The sequence below is a fragment of the Ruegeria sp. BHSB196 genome, from assembly GCF_059613135.1.
On sequence record NZ_JBXWRY010000021.1, the window covers coordinates 67,703 to 75,164 of the forward strand.

Here is a 7,462-nt window from a genome sequence, read left to right on the forward strand (position 1 = left end):
CTCAAAGCCCCTCGTCATAGCTGTGCGCGCATTCAACGTAGCGGTCGGCATGATCGAGCGTGATGCTGTCGTTGCGCAAGTCCCAGGTCAGCGTGCCATAGCCGCCCTCGTTGTTTTCGAACCCAGGATGATGGTGATAGGCGAGCGACCAGGCGAAATCGCCCACCTCTGTCGCAAGCGGTTCCGGCAGTTTGACCTCCGCAGGCTGCACGGTCACATCCTCGACATTGCCGGAGTCGCCATAGCCTTCGTACTCGGCAGTGATCTCGCTGATGCCAAGCGCACGTAGTTGCGCGAGCAGTTCAGCTCGGGTCGCCTTCAAGGTGGTTTCGCGCTCCGCGCGCCACTGAGCCGCCATTACGGCATAATCGATCTGGGGATTGGTCATGGGTCTGTCCTCTTGTCTGAAGTTGGGGGAGCGGGCCTGGCATTGGTCAGCGCACGGCCGGAAAGCGCAGACCGGCCAAAGCCCGATCCGCGGCGCCCGACCCAAAGCCCGCTTTGACTTTTCAGGCGGCTTGTTCTGCCGCTCTAGCGGCTCGCTGCCCCACGATCCGGGCCAGAATGCTTCCCGTGTCGATCCCGTCCCCATGCGGCAGGAACACCCGCAGCTGGAAGGCGATGATCTCAGTGAAACACCCCATTGCCTTGAGGCCGTCGATCATGCCCCTGTCGGCGCCGCCCAGCTCGAGGCGCATCTCGCCTGCGACACGGCGACGGGTCAAGGTGAGACCCCGGCCCAGATCGACAGGCGCGGTGGTGCCGAGGGCGGCGGTCAACATCTCCTGCGGTGTTTGCGGGTTGGACACGAGAAAGCGGGCGCGCAGCGCGGCCGCCCCTTCCTCGCTCAGCGTGCGCCCGATCATCGCCGTCGCCCCGTCCGGCGTGACCCGGTAGATGCGTTCATTGGTGGTCGGAATGTCCTTCCAGATCGGCAACAAGAGCCCGGTCAGCAGGTAGAGCTTGGTGGTGGTGGTCTTGGGCAGGGACGCAGCCTCTTCATCCCAAAGCCGTGCGAATTCAGGCCTGCCGATCTCTTCCCATGCCGAAGACTCGAACCGCGTCTCCTCGAGGTAGCTCGACCCGTTGGGCCGCGCCGCCTTGCGCATCAGCGTGACAATGTCCTCGTCATACATCTGCATCGGACGTGCCGAGATGAGCGCCGCGCGACCGGAGGCGCGATTGACCATCGGCAGCTTGTCGGGATTGCGCGGCAGGGCGTCATCCGCCGACAGCACATGGACTGGGTCGGTGACCTCGAGCCCGATGATCCGCGTCACGGCGCCGGATTTCGGGCAGGTCCAGAGATCCTCGGTCGAGACCTGTTCGATCTTTTCGCCGCGCAGGGTTTCCACGCCGAGATCGAGCGTGCCCGCCGCGCGCGCCCGTTCAGTCTGATCAGCGATCCGGCGCATGAACTCGGCAAAGAGCGCGTTCTGCATGTGGATGGGCAGCGCCAACACCCGATTCAGAAACCGCTGGATCGGCGGCAGCTCTTCGAGCAGCACACCGTCCTTGTCGATCAGCCGCAGAGCGGTCCAGTCGGTGAAGCTCTCGTAGCTCATCGCCTCGGCGCGCCCAGCGGCAAGATCGGCGAAATACCCACGCAGCGCCGCCCGCGCGATCGAGCTTTCGAGATTGTCCTCCTCCCGGAACATGCCCTGCGAGCCGGTCTCGCGCTGGCCTTTGGTGAGGGCCCCAAGCTGATCGAGGCGTTTCGCGATCGTCGAGGTGAAGCGCTTCTCGCCATGCACATCTGAGGTGCAGACCCGGAAGAAGGGTGCGCTGATCTGGGCCGATCGATGCGTGCGCCCCAGCCCCTGGATCGCCGCATCGGCACGCCAACCGGGCTCCAGCAGGTAATGTCGCCGCCGCTTCTGGTTCTTGGCCGTCTTTGCGGCATGATAGGAGCGGCCCGTCCCACCCGCATCGGAGAAGATCAGGATATCCTTCTCGCCGTCCATGAAGGCCTGGGTCTCGGAGGAATTGCTGCTGGCGGCGCGCTTCTCGATGAAGAGATGGCCATCCTCGGCCTTGAGGGGCCGGATAGATCGGCCCGTGACCTCGGAGACAGCCTCTTCACCAAAGGCCCAGAGGATCTGGTCGAGCGCCGAGGGGATCGGGGCGAGCGTCATCAACTCCATCATGGCCGCATCGCGCAGGGCGAGCGCCTCGCGCGAGACAACGAGCGCCCCGGTCTCATCCCGCAAAGGTTCCGCCACCATATTGCCGTCGATCTCGACCAGCTTTTGCGCATGGATCGGGAAGGCCTGTTCCAGGTAGCCCAGAACATAGTCGCGCGGCGTCAGGGCACCCTCAACGAGTTCATCTTCCGCGTCCATCGTTTGAAGCCGGCGTTTCAGCAGGCTCTCGCCTGTTGAAACCACCTGGATGACGCAAGCATGGCCTGCCGCCACATCTTCCTCGATGGCGCGGATGATGGTCGGGGCTTTCATGCCCATCAGGAGATGGTTGAAGAAGCGCTGCTTCGTGCTCTCGAAACGGGACTTGGCAGAGGCGCGTGCGGCCGAGGCATTGGTCTCGCCCGAGGCATCGTTGACACCGGTCGCCGTCAGCGCCGCCTCGAGATTGTGGTGGATCGTCCGAAACGCACCCGCGTAGGCGTCGTAAATCTCGATCTGGGCCGGGGTGAGCGCGTGTTCGAGCACGTCATACTCCACACCGTCAAAGCTGAGCGCGCGTGCCGTGTAGAGGCCGAGCGTCTTGAGATCGCGCGCGACCACCTCCATGGCAGCGACACCGCCCGCCTCCATCGCTGAAACGAAGCTCTCGCGGCTCGGGAAGGGGTATTCGGGGCCTTGCCCCCAGAGCCCCAGCCGCGCGGCATATGCGAGGTTGTGCACGCTCGTGGCGCCCGTGGCCGAGATGTAGAAGACGCGGGCGCGGGGTGCTGCCAGTTGCAGCCGCAGGCCAGCAAGGCCCTGCTGAGAAGGTTTGACCCCCCTGCCCTGCTCGGACCCTGCCGCGTTCTGCATGGCATGGGCTTCATCGAAGGCAAGAACGCCGTCGAAGCCTTCGCCCATCCAGGCGAGGATCTGGCTCAGTCGCGTGGTGCCGCATTTGCCAGCCGAGCGCAGCGTGGCGTAGGTGACGAAGAGGATCCCGTCGCCCATCGGGATGGGCTGGTCCGGTTTCCATTTGGAGAGCGGCTGAATATCCGCCGGCGAGCCGCCGAGATCGGTCCAGTCGCGGATCGCGTCCTCGATGAGCGTGACAGATTTGGAGACCCAGATCGCCTTCCTGCGCCCGGCCAGCCAGTTCACGAGAATGAGCCCCGCGCATTCGCGCCCCTTGCCGCAACCGGTGCCGTCGCCGAGAAAGTAACCAAGGCGATAGGCCTGTGCGTCAGGGTCATCATCGGCGCGCGTCAGCTTGGTCTGGTCGTCATCGATGGTAAACCGACCGGGCAGATCACGCCCATGGGCATCATGCGCCATGATGATGGTCTCGAGCTGCGCCTCGGAGAGATCGCCCTCCTCGACCAACCGTGCGGGCAGGCGCAAGTCATCACGGCCCGTATTTGAGGGCATGGGCGGGGCAACCGAGGCCATGGCGATACTCTCGACCAGCGGCGTGGGATGTTCCTGCGCACCCGCGATCTCGATCCGCTGCGGACGGTAGCGTGCATAGATATCCGAGACGGGCGTATTATCGCGCGGGACATCGAAGCATGTGAAGCTGAGCGGGACTGCGGCATTGGCCCGGGGTTTGGAGGCGGTGACAACACCGGCGGCGGTCTTGCGCGGGACAGATGATTGAACGGTCGGCCGAGCGTGAGGGATCGTCGCCGCCCTTTGGGCGGGCCGTGCCTCGGGACGGCTCGCGGCCACGGCATCGACAAAAGGAAGGGCTTCATCCAAGTCCCGGACACTGGCGCGGATCATCTCGCCGCCTTCCTGCACCTTGTCGAAGACCATCAGCTGGGTTTCCACAGAGGTGCCGAGCTTGCGATAGACCTGTCCCGGCATCGACAGCGCCAGGCGCGGCGTCAGGAGGCCGCAGGCGCGGGACCAATGCGCGGCATCGCGTTCGGAGGTGAATCCCGGCGGCATGATCGCCACCAGCCGCCCACCGGGCGCGAGACGCTTTGCAGCCGCGATGAGATGTTTGGCGGCGATGTGTTTGTCCCGGGAACGATTGACCGAGGAGGCGAAGGGCGGGTTCATCACCACGACGTCGGGTAGAACCGTCGACTGCAGCAGATCGTCGATATGCTCGCCGTCATGGCCCGTCACCTCGCCGCCGAAAACCGCGCGCAGGAGGCGCTGACGAAAGGGGTCGATCTCGTTGAGCAAAAGCGTGGCACCGGCCCGGGCGGCGAAAGCAGCCAGGGCACCGGTGCCCGCCGACGGCTCCAGCACGGTCTCGCCCTTGCGGATCGCCGCGGCCCGCAAGACCAGCGCCGCGAATGGCAGCGGCGTGGAAAACTGCTGCAGCCGGATCTGCTGCTCGGAGCGGCGGGTTTCCGTCAGGAGCCGCGAGGCAAGCAGCCTTGCAGCGGCGATGTCACCTGAAGCACCTTCCCCACGCAGCAGCACCTGAACAGCCGCGGCCTGCATCAGGTCATATGCCATGCGCCAGTCCCAGGCACCGCCGGCATCGCTGCCATGGAACGTCTCGCGCATGATACGCGCGAGCGCTGAACTGCGCAGGGGCTGGTTGTCGACCTCCGCGCCGATCTGCGCGAGGGCAGAGGCGAGGTTAGCGTCGGATTCAACAGGATTGGGGAGCGTTGAGCGGGGCTTGGACATGGGGGTTTCCTTTGGATCAGGGTCTGAGTTCCAAAGGACAAAAAGCCCGCTCTACACTTTGAAGGCGTAGAGCGGGCAATTTCTTAGCGGGGGGCCTGCACCCCGATCATGGCCACTGCTGCGCAGCATGAAGAACGCGCAAAATGGTCACCATCTCAGGGCCTTCAACATAAACCACGATGTAGTTTGGCCGAACAACCATCTCCCGGGTCCCATCGACACGGCCCGCACGATACATTTGAGGGCGTTCTGGAAGAAGGGACGTCTTGTGTTCAATCTCATCTTTGAGAACTTGGGCGGCATCCGGGTTGTCGTCGGAAATGTAGTCAATGATTGCCAGCAAGTCGGCGATGGCCGTGGCTTTCCATTCAAGATTTGGCAAGGCGCTTCCCGTCAATCAACGCCTGGGCGTCTTGCATCGCCTTGGCATGGGGCGTTGTGGGGCTTGGATCGTCCAGCGCTTCCTGTACCTTCGCCCGGAACCAGGCGTCATAGGCATCCGGATCAGCGGTCAATCCGGCAGGCAATCCGCCTTCTGCGGCCACGCGGGTTAGAAGAATACGCACCGCGTCGGAGAGCGTCAGACCGACGCCCGCAAGTGCGTCCGACGCCTGTGCTTTCAGCTGATCGTCAACACGGACATGAAGCATGGATGTTTGGGCAGGCATGGATGGTCCTCCAGTTGATGGGAATGATGTATCTCATTTGAGATACGAATTCAAGTCGGCAGTATGTGCGCGCGTAGTCCCGTGGTGTTGTCTCAGCGGGAAACTCAGCCACCCTGCCCCGCCAGGAACTCCGCCAGCACAGGACTGGCCTCGCCCTTTGCAGAGCTGAGCAGCTCCGAGCCTGCAAGCGAGGCCTTCGACAGACGCACGAGGCCGCCGGTTTCCTCGATGCGGTAGCAGCGCCGCTTTTGCCGCCCCCGCCTGTAGTGGGTCGCGGTGACGATCTGGCATGTACTGCCATCGGTGAGCGTTACGGGCGTGGCGAGCCTGATCTTGTCGCCTTCCTCGTAGTCCGGGATCGACGCCCAGTCCCGGCAGCGCTGACGCCAGTCCTGGGCATAGCTGTCCGGGTCTTTCAGCTCGGACAGCAGGGCCAACAGGCTCAGTGGCGCGCGGGATTCGACCGGTCCCGCGCTTTCCTCCATGTCCTTGTAGCCCCAGCAGCCATCATCGTATCGGGTGAGGAAGACAGCCCCGAAAGTGATCGAGCCGTCCGCATCGGTCACATAGGTCGCGTCTTCAACAGGGGTGCCGTCACGATTGGTAACCCTAGCCGCTGCATACCAGGTGGAGCCGACCTTGCAGGCCTTGACCAATTCGGTTTTGCGCTTGCCTCCCTCAAAGGTACAGAGCCGGGTGATCTCTGCTTTCTCATCCGCGTAGGTTTTGACGCGGCGGTCGGTGTAGAAGAGCCATCCCATCAAGCCACCCTCCGATCATCGAGTTCCATCAGCGCATCGAGCGGCACGCGGTAGGGCTGCATGGCGTCGAAATCCTCGCAATTGCCGCAGTTCTGCACGATCGCGAAGGTGTCGCAGGCATCCTTGAGAATGACTCGGAAGGTGCCGCCGAGGCCCGAGGGCACCTCGTAGGTCCCGCCGATGAGATAATCCGAGGCCCGGCGCACGAAGACGCGGATACTGTGGCCATCGGTGGCGAGCCGGATCGCACCCCGCCCCCGGTCGATGAGCACCTGCACATCGTCGAGGATGTCGGTGTAGAACTGGCCGGTCAGATCGCGAAACGCCATGCGGCGCTGCGCCATCCAGTCGGTATCCCGAAATGGGTTCATGCCGTCGGCGAAGGCAAAGGAGGGATCGGCCTGTTCGGTGGTGACGATACGGGTGGTCGTGCCATCGATGCCGTTCGAACGCAGATGCACACCATTGCCGACGATCAGGATCAGGGCGGGCCTGTCTACCGGGCCGTTCCAGTTGGGCAGGAAGGTTTTGCAGGCGCGCGCATGAGCGATCTGCGCCGCGACAGCGGACGCAGAGAACTTGAGAATAGCCATGGGGATGTCTTTCTGTTCGGTTTGGAAGGGTCGACCCGCGCGCTCGGAATGCTCCGCGCGGGTCAATTGATGGGTCAGGCCGCTTGCGCGACCTCGCTGGCAGGCTCCGGGGTTTCCGCAGTGGTCTCCGCCTCATCAAAGGTGACACCGTTGGTCTGCATCATCGGCGGGCACCAGGCGGCCACGGCAGCGCGCTGCGCATCCGTGAGCGTGGCGAAGGGTTCGGCGAAGAGCTTGTCACAAAAGGCGACGATCTCCTTCTTGCTCGACGAGGCCAGCGTCACCGCCTCCTGGGCGAGACCCAGATCTTCGCCGAGGATCCTCAGGAGCCAGGCCTTCTTGAAGCGGTTGAAGAGCGCCGCATTCGGCGTCCAGTGGGCGCGGATGTCGGGCATGATCTCGATCTCGAACGCATGCATCAGGCTGTCGCGCTGGCGGTCCCGGGCGAAGCAGGACTGCGTGGTGCTTGCCGTCGCATAGGCGACGAGCTTGGCCTTCTGACCCGCCTCCAACGCGCGAAACGCCGCAAACTGATCGGCGGGAGACCGGGCCTCGTCCAACCAGGACAGATCGAGCGCATCATGGGCCGCCGCCACCTGCTCGAGCGAGGTCTCGTCGATCTCGTCCATCTTGGCGTGGTTGCGATATTCCTTGCGGGCATCGATCTT

Annotated in this window: 6 protein-coding genes and 1 pseudogene; all 7 read right to left on the bottom strand. The window is 63.8% G+C overall.

The window, feature by feature from the left end; genetic code table 11:
* Position 1 precedes the first annotated feature (1 nt).
* The gene (locus tag AC2FNJ_RS12025) at positions 2 to 388 is read right to left on the bottom strand and encodes a DUF6878 family protein (protein WP_496764448.1); all 387 of its coding nucleotides are present in this window, start codon (positions 386 to 388) and stop codon (positions 2 to 4) included.
* Between the two features lie 121 nt (positions 389 to 509).
* Positions 510 to 4,772, bottom strand: coding sequence for a strawberry notch-like NTP hydrolase domain-containing protein (locus tag AC2FNJ_RS12030; protein ID WP_496764450.1), 4,263 nt, complete (start codon positions 4,770 to 4,772; stop codon positions 510 to 512).
* A gap of 106 nt (positions 4,773 to 4,878) precedes the next feature.
* Positions 4,879 to 5,154 carry a type II toxin-antitoxin system RelE/ParE family toxin gene (locus tag AC2FNJ_RS12035; protein ID WP_040884151.1) on the bottom strand — a complete coding sequence of 92 codons (276 nt, stop codon included), beginning with the start codon at positions 5,152 to 5,154 and terminating at the stop codon, positions 4,879 to 4,881.
* Positions 5,141 to 5,440 carry a type II toxin-antitoxin system RelB/DinJ family antitoxin gene (locus AC2FNJ_RS12040; RefSeq protein ID WP_074838673.1) on the bottom strand — a complete coding sequence of 100 codons (300 nt, stop codon included), beginning with the start codon at positions 5,438 to 5,440 and terminating at the stop codon, positions 5,141 to 5,143. The genes AC2FNJ_RS12035 and AC2FNJ_RS12040 overlap by 14 nt, the downstream gene beginning before the upstream one ends.
* A gap of 104 nt (positions 5,441 to 5,544) precedes the next feature.
* Positions 5,545 to 6,201: a DUF6927 domain-containing protein gene (locus AC2FNJ_RS12045; protein ID WP_496764453.1), complete on the bottom strand. Its 657-nt coding sequence runs from the start codon at positions 6,199 to 6,201 to the stop codon at positions 5,545 to 5,547.
* Entirely contained in the window at positions 6,201 to 6,794 is a 594-nt protein-coding gene (locus AC2FNJ_RS12050) for a regulator (protein WP_090525080.1), read from the bottom strand. Before AC2FNJ_RS12050 ends, AC2FNJ_RS12045 begins: the two co-directional genes overlap by 1 nt.
* Before the next feature lie 74 nt (positions 6,795 to 6,868).
* Positions 6,869 to 7,462, bottom strand: a pseudogene (locus AC2FNJ_RS12055) (ParB/RepB/Spo0J family partition protein); the annotation flags it as partial.